This is a genomic window from Ruegeria sp. CH2, assembly GCF_056537065.1.
Genome location: NZ_JBQFQV010000020.1, coordinates 1 through 21579, shown reverse-complemented (window position 1 = coordinate 21579; position 21579 = coordinate 1). Strand labels below are relative to the sequence as shown.

Here is a 21579-nt window from a genome sequence, read left to right as displayed (position 1 = left end):
TCGCACGGCGATCCAGACGGGTGGGAATACACTGACAGGTCATACAGTTTTGTCCCCTACTGTGCCCCGCTTCACTAGCTGGTTTACGACAGATTGGCCCGCAAGCGACACATTTGTCACCGCAGAGGGTTCTGCCCTGAACCTGCCTGGGGTCAGTCTAAGGGTGCTTTAGGTGAACCGTTTCGCCGGTTTGCAGGGCCTGCTGCGCCGCCAATCCCATTCGCACCGCCCACAGACCGTCTTGCACTGTTACATCCGGTTCGGCCTTGTGCCCGCGCACCAGATCCAGAAACCCCCTGTGCTGATAATAGGTCGAGCCGTTGTGGTCACCGGCAGCCAGCAAGCGGGGATCGACAGGGATGTCGTGCGATATTGGCCCCTTGGGGTCCCGCGGGCTGACGATGACCTGCGGCACTGGCGGTGTTCCCAGATGGTCGGGCCAGAACCGTCCCGGCCCCGGCACCAGAGCCTCGACCTTGGCGTTGGGCCCGATGGCCGAAATCTCTTCCTGATAGCGGGCGCCTTCGGCGAACATGCACAGCTCGAGCATCGCGCGCGCGCCATTGGCGAAATCGACCAGAACATAGCCATGATCCAGTATATCGGGTGTTTCGCCCCCGTAGGTTTCGTCCAGATGGTTCACCGCCTGCCCGCCGCTTGCGGTGATCCGCACAGGGTCGGATTGCAGGATCAGCCGCATCAGATCGAAGAAGTGGCAGCATTTCTCGACAAAGGTGCCGCCGGTGTTGCGGTTGAACCGGTTCCAGTCGCCGACTTTCCGCAGAAACGGAAAGCGATGTTCCCGGATCGACAGCATCCTGACCCCGCCTGTGTCCCCGATCTTGTCGATCAGGGTCGCGATGGGCGGCATATAACGGTATTCCATCGCGACCCAGATCGGGTGTGGATAGTCGCGCTGAACCTTCTCTAGCCTTGCGGCGTCCTGGGGGTTGGTGAACAGGGGCTTTTCCACCAATAGCGGCAAGGGGCGCGTTTGCGCGATTTCACAGATCTGGTCGACATGCATGTGGTTCGGGCTGGCGATGACCAAGCAGTCCAGGTCTTCGATATCCAACACCTCTTGCACCGAGCGTGCCATAACCGCACCCGGCGCAATCGCCTGCGCGGCTTTTGCCATCCCGGGATCGGGTTCGAATATCGCTGCGACACGCGTGCCGTCCAGCAGGGCGATGTTGTGCAGGTGTTCCTGCCCCATCATGCCACATCCGATCAGCCCGTAATTGATGGTCCGGGTCATGCGCGTTTCCTTTTACTTCAGACGTTGGACATAGGTGGCCCGGTCCGGGTCGAACCAGGTCTTGGAAAATTCGACAGGTTCGGCCTTGTCCGACCAGCTGAACCGTTCGATATAGCCCACCGTTTCACCGGCGGCTTTGGTGAACACCGCGGGCGTCCAATCGGGCAACTGGCCAATCGATACGCGATCTTCGGCCCGTGATATCCAGAAGCCCAGCTGGTGCTGATAATAGCGATAGAGCGAGTCTGACAGCAGGCTTCGCTTGATCAGGCCGGCTGATTCGTCCAGCCAGATTTCCTCGACCGCGATGATTGTGTCATTCAGATAGCGCATCCGACGTACGCGCGATCCGGTGTCTGAGGTACCAAAATCCGGCAGATCGGAAGGTTTCTTCAGATGATCGACCGACAGGATATCCGCACGCGGCAACCCGCCCCCTTGGGGCAGTTCCAGCCGGAACATCGCGTAGACGCTGTTCTGGGTTCCGGTCTCGCGGATGTAATTTCCTGAACCCTGAATACGCTCCAACATGCCTTTTTTCTCAAGCTCGGCGAGCGATTTTCGCAGCGTGCCGACCGACACGTTCAGCTCGGCCGCCATGTCGCGTTCTGGGGGCAGACGCTCACCATCGATCAAGCGGCCCGCAGCGACATCGCGGATCAGCAGCTCGGCAATCTGAACGTAGATAGGCAGGGCATTGGGGTTTCGGGTGTTGGGGGGCATTTCAGGCGCTTCATTCGGTCGCAGGAAAAATTGATACACTATTGATCTACATCAATGTGATTGCTACGCAAGAGGAAAGTAAAAGATGCACGGAGCGTGAATCAAATGACCATCGTCCCCATCACATCCCCTGATCTGGATGCGGCCGAGGTTTCGTGGTTCGCCGCCTTATGTTCGGACGATTATCAGTTCCTGGGTGTGCCTGATGGTGATCTGCGGTCCAGCTGGGAGCATTGCTCGGCCATCGTGAAAGAGGCCGAGGCGCAGGGGTTCCGCAACATCCTGTGCCCGTCGTCTTATCAGGTTGGGCAGGACACGCTGAGCTTTGTCGCCGGTTGTGCGCCGATCACGCAGAAGATCAACCTGTTGGCCGCCGTGCGCTGCGGCGAGATGCAGCCAATCATGCTGGCCCGCACGATCGCGACGCTGGATCACATGCTGAAGGGGCGGCTGACCGTCAACATCATTTCATCCGATTTTCCCGGCGAAAAGGCCGACAGTGCCTATCGCTATCAACGCTCGCGCGAAGTAGTCGAGATCCTGAAACAGGCCTGGACGCAGGAGGAAATCAACCATGCGGGCGAGGTCTACAACTTTACAGGTCTGACAACCGACCCGGCGCGACCCTATCAGACTGGCGGGCCGCTGCTGTATTTCGGCGGTTATTCGCCCTCGGCGCTGGAGCTGTGCGGCGAGCATTGCGATGTGTACCTGATGTGGCCGGAAACCAAGGATCAACTGGCCGAGCGGATGAAAGCTGTTCATGCAGTGGCCGAAAATTATGACCGTACGCTCGACTATGGCTTGCGGGTTCACATGATCGTTCGCGATACCGAAGCCGAGGCGCAGGAATACGCGGATTACATCGTTTCAAAACTGGATGACGACTATGGCCGCGCGATCCGCGAACGGGCGTTGGATGCAACGTCGCTTGGCGTAGCGCATCAGGCCAGGAATCGTGATCTGGCGGATAAGTACGGGTATGTGGAACCCGGTCTGTGGACCGGCGTCGGCCGCGCCCGCTCGGGCTGTGGTGCGGCACTGGTTGGATCAACCGATCAGGTCATGTCAAAGATCGAAGATTACCGGAAGATGGGCATTCGCGCGTTCATCTTCTCAGGCTATCCGCACATGGATGAGGCCATGCATTTCGGTGCTCGTGTGATGCCGCATCTGAAAACCTGCTCGCTTCCCGAAGCCTACGGGCGTGTGCCCAAGACACCCCCGGCCACACCGCTGGGCAACGGAGTGCGCCGCTGATGCAACGCGTGAAACTATCCCCGACGCTGGAAATGAGCCGCCTTGTCTATGGCATGTGGCGGCTGGGTGACGATAGCGACACCTCGGCAGGGCATGTCGAGGCCAAGATTCAGGCCTGTCTTGATCAGGGCATCACCACCTTCGATCAGGCCGATATTTATGGCGGTTACGCGGCCGAAGCCGTTCTGGGCAACGCCTTGCGCGCCAATCCCGGCCTGCGCCAGAAGATGGAGATCGTCACCAAATGTGACATCGTCGCACCTGTGGGGCGGCATTCCGATGCGAAGGTCAAATACTATGACACCTCACGCGCGCATATCCTGAAATCCATCGACATGTCCCTGTCGGAAATGGCCATCGACCACATCGATCTGCTGCTGATCCACCGTCCTGATCCGTTCATGGACCACCACGAAACCGGGGCTGCGCTGGATGAGGCTGTCGCCAGTGGCAAGGTGGGCGCGGTTGGTGTTTCGAACTTCCGCCCGTGGGACTGGACCCTGCTGCAATCGGCGATGAAAACCCGGCTGGTCACCAACCAGATCGAGATCTCACTGGGCGCGATCGCCCCTTTCACCAATGGCGATCTGGCGTTTCACCAGCAGCATGGGCACCACCTTATGGCGTGGTCGCCGCTGGGGGGTGGGCTGCTGATGGCCGGAAACCCGCCCGTCGGGGTTGTTGCTGATGAAATCGCAGAGGAGTTCGGTGTAGACCGGGCCGCTGTGGCCGTCGCCTTCCTGCTGGCTCATCCGGCGGGCATTCTGCCGGTTCTGGGCACCAACAACCTGAACCGTATCAAACGCATCTCGGACGCGCTGAAAGTCACAATTGATCGCGAAACCTGGTTCCGCCTGTACGAGGCGGCGCTGGGGCATGAGGTAGCATGATGAACGCAATCTCAAGAAACATGACCCACACCTTTGTGCCACATAAGGACGACACCCGGACCCTGCGGGATGCTTTTGGTCGGTTTGCAACCGGCGTTACCATCGTGACATGCGACAGCGGTGATGGCCCGATCTGCATCACAGCCAACAGCTTTTCGTCGCTGTCGCTGGACCCGCCACTGATCATGTGGGCCGGCGACCGCAACTCGCGCCGGTTCCCCTATTTTCGCGCGGCACCGCATTTCACGGTGCATGTGTTATCGTCTGCGCAGGCTGAGCTGTGTTTTGGCTGCTCGAAAGATGCCCATGCCCTGCGCGACATCCGGCACGAGCGCTGTGCAAACGGCACCCCGCTGCTGTCGGATTGTCTGGCACGGTTTGAATGCGAACAACATGCCTATCACGACGCGGGCGATCACGTGATCGTGGTGGGCAAAGTCCTGAAGGCCAGCATGAGCGACGGCGACGCGCTGACGTTCTATGCCGGGAAAATGGGCCAATTCGCGCAGCACTAAGCGCGATCTGACGACCGCGGGACACACCTGCGGCTGAACAAGGGAGGATCCGCATGGGCGGACTGGCATCGGTGCTTGCGCCGATTGCATTTGTAAACGAAACCGTGCTGCGTCTGGGCCGCGCGGTTGGCGTTGTTGCGATTGCATTCATGGTCATCGCAATCCTGATTCAGGTGTTCTTCCGATACGTTCTGGGCAACGCCCTGCCCTGGCCGGACGAGGCCGCGCGGTTCTGCATGTTGTGGATGACCGGGTTGATGGCACCGACGGCCTTTCGGCGCGGCGGTTTTGTAGCTATCGACATGCTGCAACGGTTTTTGCCGCGTATGCTCGGCCTGTCGCTCAATCTGTTCCTCCTGCTGATCTCGCTGGCCGTGCTTTTGGTTGCGGTCAATATCGGCTGGTCCGAGGTCACGGGCTTTGGCGGCAGGTTCGCCACCGCCGCCCTGTACCTGCCAACATCGCTTGGGTTTGACGAGTGGTATCGCATTCCGCGCAGTTGGATGATGGCTTCGCTGCTGGTGGGCATCATTCTGCTGATCTCGGTCAATATCGAGCTTATCCTGCGTTCCATGGTCACCTTGCTTGGCGGCGCGCATCTTTTGCCGGACATTCCCGACGCAGCGGTGGGGGCCGAATAGATGCTGATCTGGTTCCTGCCCACTTTCCTGATTTTCCTGCTGATTGGCTTGCCGGTCTTTTTCGCGCTTCTGGCGGCGCCCGGCATCCTGCTGTGGCTGAACGGGCAGACGAACGACATCACCCTGCTTTATCGCAATGTCTACAACGGCATGGACAGCTTTCCACTGATGGCCATCCCGTTCTTCATGCTGGCCGGTGAAATGATGAACCGTGGCGGCATTACCATCCGCCTTGTCGAATTCAGCCAGGCCCTGATGGGCCATCTGCGCGGCGGGCTGGCGCATGTAAATGTGCTGAGCTCGATCCTGTTCGCGGGCCTTTCGGGGTCTGCGGTGGCTGACACATCCGCCCTGGGGTCGATGCTGATCCCGGCGATGGAAAAACAGGGCTATACCCGAAAATTCGCCGCCGCCATCACAGCCGCAAGTTCGGTGATCGGGCCGATCATCCCGCCCTCGGGCATTATGATCATCTATGCCTATGTCATGGGTGAAAGCGTGGCCGCCTTGTTCCTTGCGGGGATCGTGCCCGGAATCATGGTGGGTGTCGGCCTGATGGTGATGATCAAGTTCATGGCCGACAAGTACGATTTTCCCGTCGCCAGCCGGAAATACACATGGGATGAGCGGCGCAAAGCCAGCCTCAAGGCGTTCTTCCCGCTGATGACGCCTGTGATCATTCTGGGCGGCATTCTGGGGGGCATCTTTACTCCGACCGAGGCCGCCGCTGTTGCTGTGGGCTACGCCTTTATCATCGGATTTTTCGTTCTGCGTACACTGACCCTGAGGGAAATTCCGGATGTTCTGAGCAATGCAGGTATGACGTCGGCTGTGGTGCTGCTGCTGGTTGGCGCAGCAATGGCGTTCAAGACCGTGGTCAGCCTGAGCCACGCCCCGGAACAATTGGCCTCGTTGATCCTCAGCCTGTCGGAAAATCCGCTGATCCTGTTGTTTCTGATCAACCTGTTGTTGTTTATCGTCGGTATGTTTCTGGACGCAGGCCCCGCGATCATCATCCTTGGCCCGATCCTTGGTCCCATTTTCACTGGCCTCGGCGTAGACCCGATCCATTTCGCCATCATCATGAGCGTCAATCTGACCGTCGGCCTTGCAACGCCCCCCATGGGGCTGGTGCTGTTCGTGGCCGCCGCCGTGTCGCGGGAGCGGGTCGAGACGATCGCCAAGGCGATCCTGCCGTTTCTGGCGGTCGAAATCATCGTGATCTTTCTGATCACCTACATCCCCGCACTATCCATGACGATCCCGAGGATAACGGGATTTGCAAACTGACTGAGTATCACAGGGAGGAAACGCATGCTCGGAAACTTCATCAAAACAGCGGCGATTGCCACATCGCTTGTGGCCGCGTCTGCGGTCGCTGCGGTGGCTGCGGACTATACGCTGCGCGCCACTGCCAATTCGAACGAAAATGACGAGGATTACGACGGTCTGATCGTTTTCAAGAACTATGTCGAGGCGGCGTCGAACGGCGCCATCGAGGTTGAGCTGTTCATCGGCACCCAGCTGTGTTCGAACGGTGCAGAGTGCCTACAAGGCGTGGCGGATGGCACCATCGATATCTATATCTCTACCTCGGGCGGTGCCTCGGGCATCTTCCCCTATGTGCAGGTTCTGGACCTGCCGTATCTGATGGCCGATGACCGGATCGCCGAGCATGTTCTGTCGGGCGATTTCACCCGCACCATGCGCGACATGGCGCTTGAGGATTCCGGAGGCGCGATCCGCCTGATGACCATCGGCAACACCGGTGGCTGGCGCAACTTCGCCAACACAAAACACCGCGTCGCAGAGCCTGCCGACATGGAAGGTCTGAAAATCCGCACTGTTGTCGCCGACCTGCCGCAGGAACTGGTCAAGGCCCTGGGCGCGTCACCTACACCGATCCCGTGGCCGGAACTCTTCACCAGCTTCCAGACCGGCGTTGTCGAGGGGTCAAAGAACGGCATCACCGACATCATGGGCATGAAGTTCCCGGATGCCGGCCTGCAGTATGTCACCCTGGACGGGCACGCCTATATGGGTGCGCTGTGGTGGATGAACAACGCCAAGTTCCAGGCGATGCCGGAAGATATGCGTCGGGTCGTTGTCGATGGGTTCTACGCCCTGCAACAGGCCACCTTTGCCTCGCCCAAGCGCAAGTCGATCCAGGCATATGAGGACTTCGTCGCAGGTGGCGGCGACCTTTATGTCCCGACGCCCGAGCAGAAGGCAGCGTTCAAAGCTGCGGCTTCGCCTGTCTATGACTGGTTCCAGACCAATGTTGCCCGTGGTGATGAAATCTTTGCCGCGCTGACCGAAGCGGTCGCGGCGGCTGAGGCGGACGTGAACGCCTCGCGCAATGCGGACCTGAACTAAACGGATGGGTCGGGCCTTGTGGCCCGGCCCTTATCGAAACGGGTACATCCACCCTTTGTAGTCGTTGACCAGAACATGCGCCTTCTCGATCTGCTCCGGCGACATTTTCTTGATCACTTCCTCAAGGCTGATCGCCGCATCGGGATCGCCGCCAATGGCGCTGAGCGTGTACCACATATAGGCCCGCACCAAATCGGGCGCGGGCATTCCCAGACCCAGTTCATAGTACCAGCCGACCCCCGACTGCGCCCCCGGATGCCCCTTCATCGAGGCACGCAGATACCATTCAAACGCCCTTTCATGGTCCTGCTCGACCCCAAGACCCAGCCCGTACATCACACCAATCAGTTCCTCGGCCTCGGCATTGCCCGACCGGGCGGCGGGCAGCAGTTCCGCGCGCGCGGCTTCAAACTCTCCGGCCTCCATCATGTCACGGGCCTGTTCCAGCTCAGCCAGAGCCGGGGTCGCAAGAAAACAAAGGGTAAAGAGAAACTGGCGCATTGGGCGATTGTCCTCGTTTGGGCGGGGGCCGCGGTGGCGCAGGACCTGCCGCGCCCGCTGACAGATGATGACTTTATCCCATTTGATATGGAACAGGCCGCTATCGGTCATCAACTGTTTTACGATCCGATCCTGTCAGGCAATCTGAACATTTCATGCGCCCATTGCCATCACCCCGATTTCGGCACCTCTGACGGGTTGTCCCTGGGGATCGGCGAAGGCGGACAGGGTCTTGGCCCGGAGCGCACGCCGGGCACCGGGGCGGACAGGATCCGCAAACGCATTCCCCGAAATGCGCCGGGGTTGTGGAACCTCGGGGCCAAGGACATCCATACCGTTTTCCACGATGGCCGCCTGAGCATCTCGGACCTCTATGGCAACGGGTTCAATTCGCCAGCACAGGAATGGCTGCCCGGCGGATTGAACTCGCTTCTGGCGGCGCAGGCTTTATTCCCGCTGACCGCGCAATTCGAGATGGCCGGTAATGTCGCTGAAAATCAGGTGACCGGCGCGGTTCACGACAGGATTGACAAGGGCTGGCCGATCCTTGCCAAACGCGTGCGGACCGATCCGCGCTATGGCCCTGCCATAGTCGCGGCTTTTGACGATATCGAGACCACCGAAGAAATCACAATCACCCAGATCGCCAACGCGCTGGCGGCCTTCATGGCCATTGAATGGCGCAGCACCGACAGCCCGTTCGACTAGTACTTGGCCGGGGACATGGATGCGCTGTCAGACGTCCAGAAAGACGGGATGAACCTGTTTTATGGCAAAGCGCGATGTGCGACATGCCATGCGGGTCCGTTGATGTCGGACCAAAAGTTTCACGCGCTGGGTTTGCCGCCATTCGGGCCGGGTCGGACCCGGCAATGGGATCCATATGCGCGGGACGTTGGGCGGATGGCGGAAAGCAACCGTGTGGAAGACGCCTATCGCTTTCGCACGCCGATGCTGCGCAATGTCGCCCTGACTGCGCCTTATGGACATAACGGCGCTTTTGCGGATCTCGAAAGCATGATCCGTCACCATCTTGACCCACAGACCAGCCTTGCCAAATGGAAACCCGACATGGCTGCGTTGCCCAAGGTCCCCTGGTTGCAAGAGGTGGATTTCGTAGTGTGGGACGACCGGTTCGAGATGGAACGCCAGCGCAGCAGGATCGACATTGTGCCAGTGACGCTGTCGGATGTGGAAATCGCCGCCCTGGTCGCATTTCTGCATTCCTTGACGGGCACCGGCGTTGGCTCTCCTCCTTTCGGGGTGCCGGCCGATTTCAACCCCTGATGGCGGTCACGCCATAATGACAATTATTCCGGCATAATGTCGGATAAGTCGATCACTTCGTCAAATTGCGGCCTATGAAATGTCTGGCCAGCCCTGCACCATAATATCAGGAACAGAATTTTACGGAGACGTTGATGTCCTGGAATATTTGCGTAATCGGGGCTGGCAAGATCGGTCAGATGATCGCGACGCTGCTGAGGGCCTCGCCAAACTATACAGTGACTGTGGCTGACCATGACCTGAAAGCACTGGGTGAAATCACAAGGCTTGGGATTGGAACAAAGCAGATTGATGCCCGGGATGCGGATCGTCTGGCAAAGGAGCTGACCGGGTTTAACGCCGTGGTATCAGCGGCACCGTTCTTTCTTACCCCAAACATTGCCAAGGCCGCCAAAGAGGCGGGCGCGCATTATTTTGACCTAACCGAAGACGTCGCGGCCACCGAGGCCGTACGCCAGCTGGCCGAAGGCAGTGAGACGGCTTTCATGCCGCAATGTGGTCTGGCACCTGGTTTTGTGGGCATCTCCGGAGCCGCGCTTGCAGCGGAGTTTGATGAGCTGGACAGCCTGCATATGCGGGTGGGCGCGCTGCCGCTTTATCCGACCAATGCACTGAAGTACAATCTGACCTGGTCGACCGATGGGTTGATCAACGAGTACTGCAATCCCTGCGACGCCATTGTGAACGGCAAACAGGTCAAGACCGCGCCGCTGGAAGATTACGAGATTCTGGGTCACGATGGCGTGGAATACGAATGCTTCAACACCTCGGGCGGGTTGGGCACGCTGCCGGAAACACTGGAAGGCAAGGCGCGGGCCGTGTCTTATCGCACGATCCGGTATCCCGGCCATTGTGAAATCCTGAAACTGTTGCTGCACGATCTGGGACTGGAACGCCGCCGCGATCTGCTGAAAGAGATCTTCGAGACCGCCCTGCCCCGCACCGATCAGGACGTTGTGCTGGTCTATTGCACGGCCAAGGGCATGATCAACGGCGTTCTGCGCGAGAAATCTCTGATCAACAAGAGCTTTTCCCGCACCATCAACGGACAGGTCTGGAGTGCCATTCAGGTCACCACAGCTGCGGGTATTCTGGGCGTTGTTGACCTGATGCGCACCGGCACGCTGCCTTCGAAAGGGTTCGTCCGGCAGGAACAGGTTAAACTGAACGACTTCCTGAATACGGAATTTGGCCAGCTGTATCGTGCTGGTGACGTGACCCGGCAGAACAAGGCGGCCTGAGATATGAAAGACATCGTAATGACAGCCCAAACCACGCTTGCAAATCTGGATCTGACGGATGCTGCATTGAAGGGCGGCACTCTGAAGGTGACGTCGCCGATTGACGGTAGCCTGCTGGCCGATGTGCATGAAACGCCGGCTACCGAAATGGAAGCGATCATTGCCCGCGCCAAAACCGCGTTCAAGGCGTGGCGCGTTGTGCCTGCCCCGCGTCGGGGCGAGCTGATCCGCCTGCTGGGCGAAGAGCTGCGCGCGGCCAAGGACGATCTGGGCGCGCTTGTCAGCTGGGAGGCCGGCAAGATCACCTCCGAAGGTCTGGGCGAAGTGCAGGAGATGATCGACATCTGCGACTTTGCCGTTGGTCTGTCGCGTCAGCTTTATGGTCTGACCATCGCGTCGGAACGCCCAGGTCACCGGATGATGGAAACCTGGCATCCGGCGGGCCCGGTCGGGGTGATCTCGGCCTTCAATTTCCCGGTTGCGGTCTGGTCGTGGAATGCCGCTTTGGCACTGGTCTGTGGCGATCCGGTGATCTGGAAACCGTCCGAGAAGACCCCGCTGACGGCGATGGCCTGCCAGAAGATCTTTGAACGCGCGCTGGTGCGGTTTGGCGATGCCCCCGAAGGGTTGCTTCAGGTCCTGATCGGTGGCGCGGAGTTGGGCGAGGCGCTGGTGGCCAGCGAAGATGTTCCGATCATCTCGGCCACGGGTTCGACACGTATGGGTCGTGCAGTTGCGCCCATTGTAGCGGCACGCTTTGGCAAGTGCATTCTGGAACTGGGTGGCAACAACGCGATGATCGTTGGCCCTTCGGCGGATCTGGAAATGGCCGTGCGCGCCATTGTCTTCTCGGCCGTTGGGACCGCCGGTCAGCGCTGTACGACGCTGCGCCGTCTGATCGTGCACAACTCGATCCGCGAGGAACTGGTGAGCCGCCTGAAAAAGGCTTATGCTGGTCTGCCCATCGGCAATCCGCTGTCTGAGGGCACGTTGATCGGGCCACTGGTGGATGAGGCATCGGGTGCCGCCATGACAGCCGCACTGGAAGCCGCAAGGGCCGAAGGCGGCACCGTGTTTGGCGGCGCGCGCGTGACCGCAGGGCTTCCTGCGGGTGTCTATATGCAGCCCGCAATCGTCGAAATGCCCGGCCAAAGTGCGGTCGTGAAAACCGAGACATTCGCACCGATCCTTTATGTCATGGGCTATGACGATTTTGACGATGCGATCCAGATTCAAAACGATGTGCCGCAAGGGCTGTCATCCTGTGTGTTCACGCTGAACATGCGCGAGGCCGAGCAATTCCTGACTGCGGCGGGGTCGGATTGCGGTATTGCCAACGTCAACATCGGCCCCTCGGGCGCCGAGATCGGTGGCGCATTCGGAGGCGAGAAAGAAACCGGTGGCGGACGCGAAAGCGGTTCGGACGCGTGGAAGGCCTATATGCGCCGCCAGACCAACACCGTGAACTACTCGGCAGAGCTCCCGCTGGCGCAGGGTGTCAAATTCGACATCTGAACCAGCGCGCAAACTGACGGACATTCTGATCCCCCCGGAGCTTTGATGTTTCGGGGGGATTGCTTTTGTCGCGCAGGGTTTGGCACTGGCAGGCTGAAGCAGGCACAAAACCGGTGGTTCTTGACGAAATCCCTGCCGTGCGGCATGTGATGTCGCTGGGGGGGAACGGCATGTCCGATAAGGTCAGATGGCCCGACACGGCATGTATGAACAGATTAAGCGTCCGAGTGGCCCCGATGGCTGGCTGCTTTTATACCGGAAGGTAAGTAAGATATGTGCCCTGCACCCGTTGATGCAGAGACCCCGCGCGGGTTCATCATCCCGATCGGCGGCGGCGAAGACCGCGTCAAGGAAATGCAGATCCACCGTAAGTTCGTAGAGCTTTCAGGGGGTGGGAATGCCGATATTGTCGTGATCCCGACAGCCTCGATGCTGGAAGAGACCGGACCGGATTACAATCGCATCTTTTCCGAGCTGGGCGCGGGCAAGGTCGAATTTCTGCCCATCTCGCGGCGTGCCGATTGCGATAATCCCGATTATGCCGAGATGCTGGACCGCGCTACAGGGATATTCATGACCGGCGGCAACCAGCTGCGGCTGTCGGCGATTCTGGGTGGCACACTTGTGGCGCAGAAAATTCGGCGCCGGAATGCGGCCGGTGTGCCGGTTGCCGGCACTTCAGCCGGGGCGTCGATCATGTCCGAACACATGGTGGCCGGGGGCAGCAGCAACTCGGCTCCGGCTGAGGGCAATATCACGCTGGCTCCGGGCATGGGTTTGACCAACGCCGTCATCATCGACCAGCACTTCACACAACGCAATCGGCTGGGACGTTTGCTAACCGCTTCATCTTTCAACCCTTTTTTGATCGGACTGGGTATCGACGAAGACACGGCAGCCTTCATCGGACCCGATAATGTCCTTGAAGTCGTGGGCAGCGGATCGGTTACCGTCGTGGACGCCAGTCATCTGACCCATTCATCGATGTGGGACGCGCGCCGCGGCGAAGCGCTGAGCCTGCTTGGACTTCGGCTTGACGTTCTGGGCGAAGGGTGCCGTTATGATCTGACGGCTCGCCAGGCTTTTCCGCCGGATGAGCATTTGGCGTTCTGCACATTGCCGGACATGTCCGGTCAAGAGGCCGCCAGCGGGGGGAAAACAAAAAGCTAACCAACGGGGAGCCTCATGAAAATAATCTCGACCAATGTCTTTGTCGGCCCGAATGTCTGGGCAAGTTTTCCGGTCATTCGCCACGTCATCGATCTGGGTGTTCTGGAAGAGTGGCCCTCGGCAAAAATTGGTTCCGAGTTTATTGACGCCTTGATCAAGGCGCTTCCCGGTCTGGCGGAACACGGCTGTTCCTATCGCGAACCCGGCGGCTTTATCCGCCGCCTGCGCGAGGATGAAGGCACCTGGCTGGGACATGTGCTGGAACATTGCGCCATCGAAGTTCAGAACGTGGCCGGGTCCGACGTGACCTTTGGACGTACGCGCGGCACAGGTGAGCCGGGCCAGTACAATATGGTCTATGAATACCGCCAGCGCGACGTCGGTCTGGATGCGGGCAATCTGGCGATGCGGTTACTGATGCACCTGCTGCCGCAATCCCTGAAAGATCAGGTGGATTACGAATTCGACCCGGACTTCAACTGGGATGAAGAACTGCGCAGCTTTGTGCTGCGGGCGCAACGCAAGGAATTTGGCCCATCGACCGGATCGCTGGTCAAGGCGGCGCAGGAACGCGACATTCCGTGGATCAGGCTGAATTCCGGCTCGCTTGTGCAATTTGGACACGGCAAGTTTCAGAAACGCATTCAGGCGACAATTACGTCCGAGACCAAGCATATCTCGGTCGAGATATCCTGTGACAAGGAAGACACCCATAATCTGCTGAACGATCTTGGCCTGCCGGTTCCGCAGCAGCGCATGGTCTATTCGGCCCGCGAGGCCGTACGCGCGGCAGCCCGGATCGGGTTTCCGGTGGTGGTCAAACCGTTGGACGCCAACCATGGGCGCGGCGTTTCGATCAATCTGAATTCCGATGCCGAGGTCGAGGCGGGTTTTGCCGAGGCCAAGGAGCATTCGCGCAGCCGCGCCATTCTGGTCGAGAGCTTCATCACCGGCTTTGATCACCGGATGCTGGTCGTGAACGACAAGCTGGTTGCGGTGGCCAAACGCGTCCCCGGCCATGTAATAGGCGACGGAACCCATACGATTGCCGAACTGGTCGACATCGTGAACCAGGACCCACGCCGGGGCATCGGGCACGAAAAAGTGCTGACCAGGCTCGAGCTGGACAATCAGGCTAACCGCCTGATGGAGAATGCGGGCGTGACGGAAGACACTGTCCTGCCCGAGGGTGAGGTTTTCTATCTGCGCTCGACCGCGAACCTGTCAACCGGTGGCACCGCCATCGATCTGACCGACGTGGTGCATCCTGACAACCGCGACATGGCCGAACGCGCCATCATGGCCGTCGGGCTGGATGTGGGCGGTGTCGATTTCCTGATCGACGATATCACCAAGTCCTACAAGGATATCGGTGGCGCGATTGTCGAAGTAAACGCCGCACCCGGTTTCCGGATGCATGTGGCCCCGTCCGAAGGTCAGCCGCGCGATGTGGCGGGCAAGGTCATCGACATGCTGTTCCCCGCCAATGAACAAACCCGCATCCCGATTGCGGCCATCACCGGCACCAACGGCAAGACGACCACGTCGCGGATGCTGGGTCATATCATGAAAACCAGCGGCAAGATCGTTGGCATGACCTCGACCGACGGCGTCTATGTGGATGGCAAGCTGAGCGTAAAAGGGGATATGACCGGCCCGAAATCGGCGCAGATCGTCCTGCGTGATCCGATGGTCGATTTTGCGGTGATGGAAACCGCGCGGGGCGGGCTGGTGCGCTCGGGTCTGGGCTATCAACGCTCGAACGTGGCAGCCTGTCTGAACGTCTCGGCAGATCATCTGGGCCTGGGCGGGATCAACACGGTCGAGGAGCTGGCCGTCGTCAAACGGGTGGTGGTGGAAAGCGCGACCGATACGGCCGTGCTGAACGCCGACGACATCAATTGTCTGAAGATGGCCGATTACGCCGGGGCGGATCAGATCTTCTATGTCACGACCAACCCCGGTCACAGTCTGGTCAAGGAACATATCAAGACAGGGGGCAAGGCCATCGTGCTGGAAAAAGGCATGAATGGCGACATGCTGACCATCTATGACAAAGGGCTTCACATCCCGGTTCTGTGGTCGCATCTGATCCCCGCCACGCTTGAAGGCAAGGCGATCTTCAACGTGCAAAACGCCATGGTCGCAGCTGCAATGGCCTATAGCTTTGGGGTCGATTTGGACAATATCCGGCATGGTCTGCGCACTTTCGACACCAGTTATTTCCAGGCACCGGGGCGGATGAATGTCTATGATGAACATCCCTTCAAGGTGATCCTTGATTACGGCCACAACCCGGCCGCGCTGAAGGCGATGGCCGCTTTGGCCGATCAGTTGGAGGTCAAGGGCCGCAGGCTGTGCGTTGTTGCGATGCCCGGTGATCGGCGCGATGAAGACATTGTTGATGGGGCCGCAGCGCTGGCCGGGCATTTTGACCACTTCATCTGCAAGGCCGATGACCGCCGCCGGGGTCGCGGGCATGACGAGGTGCCGCAAATGATGCGGCAGGCCCTGATCGATTGCGGGACACCGGATGAGGCAATCTCGATCATCCCGGATGAGGTTGAGGCCGTGACCACAGCGCTGGAGATGGCGGCACCGGGCGATCTGCTGGTGATCTTCGGAGATGACACCACACGCTGCTGGAAACAGATCATCTACTTCAACTCCGATGGAGAAACCTCTGAAACCGAGGCAGCACCCAGGACCAGCCCTGCCGACACCACGTTCGAGGACATGTTCGACAGCGATCAGAACCTGATCCGGGACGAACGCGGTGTAAGACTGGCGCGTGAAATCAGCGAAGACGCGGATTGAGCGGAGGTACCGGAATGGACCGGATCGAAGAGCTTGAAACCGCGCTGACCATCGAAAGCGCGACCGCTGATCATATTCAGGTGGATGACGCGCGGCGACTGACCGGCCCCGGCCTGTTATGGGATCACCCCGGCGCGGTGATGGATGTGTTTTTCACTATTATCGACCCCGCGCAGGTCATTGCACTGTGGGAAAAACACGCCCGGCGCGTTCTGGATGCGCTTGGCTGGCAGGATCAGGCACTGACCCACCGTACCTTTACCGGAGGCGTCAATCTGGCAATCTCGGCACCGATGGATCAGCTTTATTCCGCGATCTTTGCGGCTCAGACCGCCTGGCATTTCTGTGCGGCAGAGTTGCTGGAGGCCACACCGGGCGATTTTGATCAGATGATCCGGGATGTCAAAGGCGTCATGGCGAAGGAGGCCAATCCTGCGCTGATCGCCCTGATCGCGGCAGCCAACGCGCATGGTGTGGATATCCTGTGCGACGATGATGAGATTTCCATCGGGCATGGAACCGGCAGCCAAACCTGGCCTGTCGACGCGTTGCCCGCCCCGGATGACGTGGACTGGCCCGCCTTTCACAACATCCCCGTCGCCTTCATCACCGGAACCAATGGCAAGACCACCACGACCCGGTTGCTGGAGGCGATCGCCCGCGCCTCGGGCAAGGTCGCAGGGCTGACCTCGACCGAGTTTGTGCGGGTGGGCGACGATATTCTGGATCGCGGCGACTATTCCGGCCCCGGCGGAGGGCGGATGTTGCTGCGCGACAAGCGGCTTGAAATCGGATGCCTTGAAGTGGCCCGTGGGGGTATCCTGCGCCGCGGCCTGCCGACGCGTGCCGCCATGGCCGCCACTGTCACTAACGTGGCGAACGATCATCTGGGGCAATACGGCGTCAACACGGTGCCCGAGCTGGCTCAGGCGAAATTCGCCGTGCACCGGACACTGACCAAGGGCGGCGTTCTGGCCCTGAATGCCGATGATCCTTTTGTCCGTGCCGAAGCCGAAAACACGGCGGCGAATATCTGGTGGTTTTCACTGGATGCCGGGAATGATCTGATCCGTCGGGCGCGCGACGCGGGAACATGCTGCGCTTATGTCTCGCAGGGCAACATCGTCTTCTTTGACGGCCGGTCCGAGCATACGGTCATTGCCGTGTCCGACGTGCCCCTGACCATGGGCGGGGTCGCGAAATACAACATCCTGAACGCTCTGGCGGCTATGTGCCTTGCGCTGGCTTTGAAACTGCCGCTTGAAGCGGTGCGGCATGGGTTGGCCGGGTTCAAACCGGATGCCAAGGACAATCCGGGTCGCTGCAACGAATTCCAGCACAACGGCGCTCAGGTTTTCGTGGATTTCGCGCATAATCCGCATTCGATTTCTGCCGTGTGCGATGCGCTGTCGGCCTTGCCGGCAAAACGGCGGTTCATCATGCTCAGCCATGCCGGAGACCGCTCGGACCAGGACATTCGCGACGTCACCGCAACCGCCTTGAATTTCCAACCCGACGTGGTCGTTGCTGCTGAACTGGAAGGGTACCTACGGGGTCGCGCTTTGGGAGAGATACCGGACCTGATTGAAAAGTCGGCTCTGGAACAAGGGTATGACAAGACCCAGATCCAAAGGGCCGCATCCCCGTCCGAGGCCGCCGCGATGATCCTGAAACAGGTGGAACCGGGCGATCTAGCACTGCTGCTGGTTCTGTCGGAACGCGACGCCGTGCTTGAGATGCTGGACCAGCAGGTGACGTAGTGGGGTGAGGGAGCAGGAAGGCAGCGAGCCGCCATCTCCGGCTGCGGTCATCTAAGCAGCAAATTGCGCAACACCCTTGCATTGAAACCCTGCCTGACAATACTCGCCCAACACAGGCAACAGGTGGTTGAGGTTAGGTGTTATGGAGATTGAGCAGACGGGGTTGTCGGGTGTGTTGGTTATTCGCCCGCAGCGGCATGGGGATTTGCGCGGGTTTTTTTCCGAAAGCTGGAACAAGGCGCGGCTGGAGGAGGCTGGGGTTGTGTTGCCGGAATTTGTGCAGGACAACCATTCGCTGTCGTCCGCGGTGGGGACATTGCGCGGCCTGCATTTTCAGGCGCCTCCGCATGCGCAGGGCAAATTGGTGCGCGCGGGCCGGGGCGCGCTTTATGATGTCGCCGTCGATATCCGCAAGGGATCGCCAACTTATGGGCAATCTTTCGGCATCGAGCTCAGCTTTGAGAACGGGCGGCAGCTTTGGGTGCCGGCGGGATTTGCCCATGGTTTTGTGACGTTAGAGCCCGACACCGAAATCTGCTACAAATGTACCAGCTCTTACAATGCGGATGCCGATGGGGGTGTGCGCTGGGACAGCTGTGGTATTGATTGGCCCTTGCAGGGGAACCCGGTGCTGAGCGACAAGGACAGGATTGCGCCTGCGCTGGCCGATTTTGACAGCCCGTTTGTTTACGAAGGATAGAATATGAAACTGTTGGTGACAGGTGGTGCGGGTTTCATCGGGTCCGCGGTCGTGCGGCGTGCCATTGCGGACGGACATCAGGTCGTGAACCTTGATGCGCTGACCTATGCGGCCTGCCTCGACAATGTTGCCGAGGTTGCAGAGAACCCGAACTATGCCTTTGTTCACGCAGATATCCGCGACCCTGCGGCCCTGAAGGCGGTGTTTGCCGAGCATGCGCCTGATGCGGTGATGCACCTGGCGGCGGAATCCCATGTTGACCGGTCCATCGACGGGCCGGGGGCTTTCATCGAAACCAATGTCCTGGGCACATACAACATGCTGGAGGCGGCGCGCAGCTATTGGGCCGGACAAGGAAAACCGGACACTTTCAGGTTCCACCATATCTCGACCGATGAAGTCTTTGGCAGCCTGGGACCCACCGGACAGTTCACCGAGGATACCCCCTATGATCCGCGGTCACCCTATTCCGCGTCGAAAGCCTCCAGCGATCATCTGGTCCGGGCCTGGCACGAGACCTATGGCCTGCCGGTGGTGCTGACCAACTGTTCGAACAATTACGGGCCCTATCATTTCCCTGAAAAGCTGATCCCTGTTGTGATCCTGAACGCAATCGCGGGCAAGGCGCTGCCGATCTATGGCGACGGCTCGAATGTCCGCGACTGGCTGTATGTCGAGGATCACGCCGACGCACTTTTGCTGGTGGTGCAAAAGGGGACTGTCGGCCGGTCCTATAACATCGGTGGCGAGAACGAGCGCAGCAACCTGGAACTGGTGCAGACGCTGTGCGCGATCCTGGACGACCTGCGCCCGAAACCGCAGGGGGTCTATGCGGACCAGATCACCTTTGTCACAGACCGCCCCGGGCATGATGCGCGTTACGCCATCGATCCCTCGCGGATGCGCAGCGAAATGAACTGGCGCCCGTCCATGACGGTAGAGGAAGGTCTGCGCAGAACGGTTGAATGGTACCTGAACAATGAAGACTGGTGGCGGTCTTTACAGAACCGGTCCGGTGTTGGCGAACGGCTGGGGGTCAGCGCGTGAAACTTCTGGTCTTCGGGGCGACCGGTCAGCTGGGCCGGGAACTGACCCGGTGTGGCGGGGATATCTCGGTTGAAGCGCTTGGGCGCGACAAGGCGGATTTTGCCGATCCTGAAGGGTGCGCGGCCCTGGTTCGCAACACCGACGCGGATGCGGTGATCAACGCCGCCGCATATACCGCCGTCGACAAGGCCGAAGCGGAGGAAGACCTTGCCCTGCTGATCAACGGAACCACGCCCACGGCGCTGGCCAAAGCTGCGGCCGGGCGCGGATTGCCGTTTGTTCAGGTCTCGACAGATTATGTGTTTGACGGGGCGGGCACGGCCCCGTTCTTACCCAACCACGCGACCGGCCCGCTGGGCGCCTATGGGCGCACCAAGCTGGCGGGTGAGGCCGGTGTGATTGCGGCGGGCGGACCCCATGCCATCATACGAACCTCTTGGGTGGTGTCGTCACATGGACATAACTTCGTCAAAACCATGCTGCGCCTCGGCAAAGAGCGTGACCACCTGACGATCGTCGCAGACCAGATTGGCGGTCCAACCCCGGCATCGGCACTGGCCGGGGCCTGTATCGGCGCGGCCCGTGCCCTTTTGACAAACCCGGATGAAAAGACCGGAATTTACCATTGCAGCGGTGGCCCTGATGTCAGCTGGGCCGATTTTGCGCGCGAGATCTTCGATCAGGCCGGTATTGACTGCAATGTCGAAGACATCCCGTCCAGCGCATACCCGACCCCCGCGAAACGCCCCCTGAACAGCCGCCTGGACTGCACGACACTGACAACGGAACTGGGCGTGCCCCGTCCGGATTGGAAGGCGGGCCTGCATAGCATACTTGAAGACCTTGGAGAGCTCGGCACATGACGACCCGGAACGGCAAGAAACGCAAAGGTATCATTCTGGCAGGCGGGTCAGGCACCCGTCTTTATCCGATCACGATGGGCGTCTCGAAACAGCTTTTGCCCATCTATGACAAGCCGATGATCTATTACCCCCTTTCGGTGCTGATGCTGGCCGGGATCCGCGACATCGCGATGATCACGACGCCGCAGGATCAGGAGCAGTTTCAGCGCCTGTTGGGTGACGGAAGCCAATGGGGCCTGTCCCTGACCTGGATTGTTCAACCTTCTCCTGACGGGTTGGCGCAAGCCTATATTCTGGCAGAAGATTTTCTGGATGGTGCCCCCTCGGCCATGGTGCTGGGCGACAACATCTTCTTTGGGCACGGCCTGCCCGAGATCCTGCAATCGGCAGACGCCAAAGAGACGGGTGGCACTGTCTTCGGCTATCGGGTCGCTGATCCCGAACGCTATGGGGTCGTGGCCTATGACGAGGCTGGCGCCGTCACCCAGATTGTCGAGAAACCCCAAGTGCCGCCATCGAACTACGCCGTGACCGGGCTGTATTTTCTGGACGGCTCTGCCCCTGAACGGGCCCGCGCCGTAAAACCGTCTGCACGCGGCGAGCTTGAGATTGTCACCTTGCTTGAAATGTACCTTGAGGCCGGGTTGCTCAGCGTCAACCGCATGGGGCGCGGTTATGCCTGGCTGGATACCGGAACCCACGCAAGCCTGCTGGACGCCGGAAACTTTGTGCGTACGCTTCAGGACAGGCAAGGCCTGCAAACCGGATCACCTGACGAAATCGCCCATACGCTGGGCTGGATCAGCGACCAGGACCTCGAAGCCCGCGCCCAAAGATTCGGCAAAAACGACTACGGCGAATACCTCAAGAACCTGCTGAACCATTAGCCGTTCAATAGCGGTATTGGCTTGGTTTAGTTTTTTGGTTTTGGTTGCGGGTTTGTGTGTGAGGTCTTATTTAGCGTGTTTGGATGTTGGGATGGGTTGGTGTGCCGCAGGGTTGCATCTGTCCTTTA

At 59.7% G+C, this 21579-nt stretch carries 20 protein-coding genes; 17 read left to right on the top strand and 3 right to left on the bottom strand.

Translation table 11 applies throughout. From position 1 onward, the window contains the following. Positions 1-157 precede the first annotated feature (157 nt). Positions 158-1258: a Gfo/Idh/MocA family protein gene (locus tag ACR0M9_RS19045; protein ID WP_480774361.1), complete on the bottom strand. Its 1101-nt coding sequence runs from the start codon at positions 1256-1258 to the stop codon at positions 158-160. Between the two features lie 12 nt (positions 1259-1270). Then, positions 1271-1981 (bottom strand): GntR family transcriptional regulator, encoded by a 711-nt coding sequence (locus ACR0M9_RS19040; RefSeq protein WP_480488966.1) that lies wholly within the window; start codon positions 1979-1981, stop codon positions 1271-1273. A gap of 105 nt (positions 1982-2086) precedes the next feature. Here ACR0M9_RS19040 and ACR0M9_RS19035 point away from each other — a divergent pair, with 105 nt between their 5' ends. From ACR0M9_RS19035 to ACR0M9_RS19010, 6 genes are read left to right on the top strand one after another with little or no spacing between them, the layout of a single operon-like run. Beyond that, a complete protein-coding gene (locus ACR0M9_RS19035; protein ID WP_480488968.1) occupies positions 2087-3241 on the top strand; it encodes an LLM class flavin-dependent oxidoreductase in 1155 nt (384 codons plus the stop codon). Next, the gene (locus tag ACR0M9_RS19030) at positions 3241-4131 is read left to right on the top strand and encodes an aldo/keto reductase (protein WP_480539941.1); all 891 of its coding nucleotides are present in this window, start codon (positions 3241-3243) and stop codon (positions 4129-4131) included. The genes ACR0M9_RS19035 and ACR0M9_RS19030 overlap by 1 nt, the downstream gene beginning before the upstream one ends. Continuing rightward, on the top strand, positions 4131-4646 hold the full coding sequence (locus ACR0M9_RS19025) for a flavin reductase family protein (RefSeq protein ID WP_480484813.1): 516 nt from the start codon (positions 4131-4133) through the stop codon (positions 4644-4646). Before ACR0M9_RS19030 ends, ACR0M9_RS19025 begins: the two co-directional genes overlap by 1 nt. A gap of 53 nt (positions 4647-4699) precedes the next feature. Next, entirely contained in the window at positions 4700-5287 is a 588-nt protein-coding gene (locus ACR0M9_RS19020; RefSeq protein WP_480774360.1) for a TRAP transporter small permease, read from the top strand. Then, on the top strand, positions 5288-6577 hold the full coding sequence (locus ACR0M9_RS19015; RefSeq protein ID WP_480477545.1) for a TRAP transporter large permease: 1290 nt from the start codon (positions 5288-5290) through the stop codon (positions 6575-6577). 24 nt (positions 6578-6601) lie between these two features. Next, positions 6602-7663: a TRAP transporter substrate-binding protein gene (locus tag ACR0M9_RS19010; protein WP_480484794.1), complete on the top strand. Its 1062-nt coding sequence runs from the start codon at positions 6602-6604 to the stop codon at positions 7661-7663. A 30-nt stretch (positions 7664-7693) separates the two neighbouring features. Here ACR0M9_RS19010 and ACR0M9_RS19005 read toward each other — a convergent pair whose 3' ends face one another. Then, on the bottom strand, positions 7694-8164 hold the full coding sequence (locus tag ACR0M9_RS19005) for a tetratricopeptide repeat protein (RefSeq protein WP_267365609.1): 471 nt from the start codon (positions 8162-8164) through the stop codon (positions 7694-7696). Positions 8165-8197: 33 nt separating this feature from the next. Between ACR0M9_RS19005 and ACR0M9_RS19000 the strand changes: the two genes are divergently transcribed. From ACR0M9_RS19000 to rfbA, 11 genes are all read left to right on the top strand, one after another. Beyond that, complete coding sequence (locus ACR0M9_RS19000) at positions 8198-8872, top strand: cytochrome-c peroxidase (RefSeq protein WP_480774359.1); 675 nt, start codon at positions 8198-8200, stop codon at positions 8870-8872. Positions 8873-8887: 15 nt separating this feature from the next. After that, a complete protein-coding gene (locus ACR0M9_RS18995) occupies positions 8888-9451 on the top strand; it encodes a cytochrome-c peroxidase (protein ID WP_480774358.1) in 564 nt (187 codons plus the stop codon). 134 nt (positions 9452-9585) lie between these two features. Then, on the top strand, positions 9586-10692 hold the full coding sequence (locus tag ACR0M9_RS18990; protein ID WP_480774357.1) for a saccharopine dehydrogenase family protein: 1107 nt from the start codon (positions 9586-9588) through the stop codon (positions 10690-10692). Between the two features lie 3 nt (positions 10693-10695). Next, complete coding sequence (amaB, locus tag ACR0M9_RS18985; protein ID WP_480774356.1) at positions 10696-12207, top strand: L-piperidine-6-carboxylate dehydrogenase; 1512 nt, start codon at positions 10696-10698, stop codon at positions 12205-12207. A gap of 273 nt (positions 12208-12480) precedes the next feature. Then, a complete protein-coding gene (locus ACR0M9_RS18980) occupies positions 12481-13377 on the top strand; it encodes a cyanophycinase (protein WP_480774355.1) in 897 nt (298 codons plus the stop codon). A gap of 15 nt (positions 13378-13392) precedes the next feature. Continuing rightward, positions 13393-16194 (top strand): cyanophycin synthetase, encoded by a 2802-nt coding sequence (gene cphA / locus ACR0M9_RS18975; RefSeq protein ID WP_480774354.1) that lies wholly within the window; start codon positions 13393-13395, stop codon positions 16192-16194. A gap of 14 nt (positions 16195-16208) precedes the next feature. Further along, on the top strand, positions 16209-17954 hold the full coding sequence (locus tag ACR0M9_RS18970) for a Mur ligase family protein (protein ID WP_480774353.1): 1746 nt from the start codon (positions 16209-16211) through the stop codon (positions 17952-17954). A gap of 142 nt (positions 17955-18096) precedes the next feature. Further along, entirely contained in the window at positions 18097-18654 is a 558-nt protein-coding gene (gene rfbC / locus ACR0M9_RS18965) for a dTDP-4-dehydrorhamnose 3,5-epimerase (RefSeq protein ID WP_480488984.1), read from the top strand. A 3-nt stretch (positions 18655-18657) separates the two neighbouring features. Beyond that, positions 18658-19701 (top strand): dTDP-glucose 4,6-dehydratase, encoded by a 1044-nt coding sequence (rfbB, locus tag ACR0M9_RS18960; RefSeq protein WP_480774352.1) that lies wholly within the window; start codon positions 18658-18660, stop codon positions 19699-19701. After that, positions 19698-20564: a dTDP-4-dehydrorhamnose reductase gene (gene rfbD / locus ACR0M9_RS18955; protein ID WP_480539956.1), complete on the top strand. Its 867-nt coding sequence runs from the start codon at positions 19698-19700 to the stop codon at positions 20562-20564. The genes rfbB and rfbD overlap by 4 nt, the downstream gene beginning before the upstream one ends. Continuing rightward, positions 20561-21451, top strand: coding sequence for a glucose-1-phosphate thymidylyltransferase RfbA (gene rfbA / locus ACR0M9_RS18950; RefSeq protein WP_480484785.1), 891 nt, complete (start codon positions 20561-20563; stop codon positions 21449-21451). Before rfbD ends, rfbA begins: the two co-directional genes overlap by 4 nt. Positions 21452-21579: the final 128 nt, after the last annotated feature.

Coding starts and splice junctions, on each gene's coding strand:
- ACR0M9_RS18995 (WP_480774358.1), top strand. CDS start 8,888: ATGGATGCGCTGTCAGACGTCCAGAAAGACGGGATGAACCTGTTTTAT.
- ACR0M9_RS19020 (WP_480774360.1), top strand. CDS start 4,700: ATGGGCGGACTGGCATCGGTGCTTGCGCCGATTGCATTTGTAAACGAA.
- rfbA (WP_480484785.1), top strand. CDS start 20,561: ATGACGACCCGGAACGGCAAGAAACGCAAAGGTATCATTCTGGCAGGC.
- amaB (WP_480774356.1), top strand. CDS start 10,696: ATGAAAGACATCGTAATGACAGCCCAAACCACGCTTGCAAATCTGGAT.
- ACR0M9_RS19040 (WP_480488966.1), bottom strand. CDS start 1,981: ATGCCCCCCAACACCCGAAACCCCAATGCCCTGCCTATCTACGTTCAG.
- ACR0M9_RS19025 (WP_480484813.1), top strand. CDS start 4,131: ATGAACGCAATCTCAAGAAACATGACCCACACCTTTGTGCCACATAAG.
- cphA (WP_480774354.1), top strand. CDS start 13,393: ATGAAAATAATCTCGACCAATGTCTTTGTCGGCCCGAATGTCTGGGCA.
- ACR0M9_RS19035 (WP_480488968.1), top strand. CDS start 2,087: ATGACCATCGTCCCCATCACATCCCCTGATCTGGATGCGGCCGAGGTT.
- ACR0M9_RS18990 (WP_480774357.1), top strand. CDS start 9,586: ATGTCCTGGAATATTTGCGTAATCGGGGCTGGCAAGATCGGTCAGATG.
- ACR0M9_RS19045 (WP_480774361.1), bottom strand. CDS start 1,258: ATGACCCGGACCATCAATTACGGGCTGATCGGATGTGGCATGATGGGG.
- ACR0M9_RS19010 (WP_480484794.1), top strand. CDS start 6,602: ATGCTCGGAAACTTCATCAAAACAGCGGCGATTGCCACATCGCTTGTG.
- ACR0M9_RS18980 (WP_480774355.1), top strand. CDS start 12,481: ATGTGCCCTGCACCCGTTGATGCAGAGACCCCGCGCGGGTTCATCATC.
- ACR0M9_RS19030 (WP_480539941.1), top strand. CDS start 3,241: ATGCAACGCGTGAAACTATCCCCGACGCTGGAAATGAGCCGCCTTGTC.
- ACR0M9_RS18970 (WP_480774353.1), top strand. CDS start 16,209: ATGGACCGGATCGAAGAGCTTGAAACCGCGCTGACCATCGAAAGCGCG.
- rfbC (WP_480488984.1), top strand. CDS start 18,097: ATGGAGATTGAGCAGACGGGGTTGTCGGGTGTGTTGGTTATTCGCCCG.
- ACR0M9_RS19015 (WP_480477545.1), top strand. CDS start 5,288: ATGCTGATCTGGTTCCTGCCCACTTTCCTGATTTTCCTGCTGATTGGC.
- ACR0M9_RS19005 (WP_267365609.1), bottom strand. CDS start 8,164: ATGCGCCAGTTTCTCTTTACCCTTTGTTTTCTTGCGACCCCGGCTCTG.
- rfbB (WP_480774352.1), top strand. CDS start 18,658: ATGAAACTGTTGGTGACAGGTGGTGCGGGTTTCATCGGGTCCGCGGTC.